Annotated in this window: 1 protein-coding gene; it reads left to right on the forward strand. The window is 40.4% G+C overall.

Going from position 1 to position 654, the window contains the following annotated elements:
• Window positions 1–2: 2 nt before the first annotated feature.
• A partial coding sequence (locus tag AMN88_RS00830) for an ABC transporter substrate-binding protein (RefSeq protein ID WP_143323653.1) occupies window positions 3–654 on the forward strand: 652 nt, incomplete at its 3' end.

The raw sequence follows: 654 nt of genomic DNA on the forward strand, positions 1-654 counted from the left end.
TAATTACATTAGCGTTCACATCTACTTCATCAATTGCAGGACCTAAGATCGAGGTACTGCACTGGTGGACTTCTGGTGGTGAAGCTGCTGCACTTAAAGTTTTAAAAGATGATTTCGCTGCAAACGGTGGTGAATGGATGGACATGCCTGTAACAGGTGGTGGTGGAGACGCTGCTAACGTTGCACTAAAAGCAAGAATTGTTGCTGGAGATCCTCCATCAGCATCACAAATTAAAGGACCTACAATTCAAGAGTATGATCAAGAAGGTGTTGTAGCTCCATATAACATAGATGAAGTTGCTAAAGCAGAAGGTTGGGATAATTTATTAGACCCAATGATTGCAGCTATTCATAAGTGTGAAAACAACAGCGGACCTTATTGTGCTGCTCCAGTAAACATTCACAGAATTGACTGGATGTGGGCAAACAAAGCTGTATTTGATGCGAACGGTATTTCAGTACCAACTACTTGGGATGAGTTAAATGCTGCTGCTGAAAAATTACAAGCTGCTGGCATTATTCCATTTGCACATGGTGGTCAAGCTTGGCAAGATGCTACAGTATTTGAAGCAGTTGCTATGGGTATCGGTGGAAATAACTATTACAAAAATTGTTATGTAGATCTTAAAGAAAGCTGTTTAAGAAGTGAAACAA

It is taken from the genome of Candidatus Pelagibacter communis (genome assembly GCF_001180165.1).
Lineage (GTDB): Bacteria > Pseudomonadota > Alphaproteobacteria > Pelagibacterales > Pelagibacteraceae > Pelagibacter > Pelagibacter ubique_P.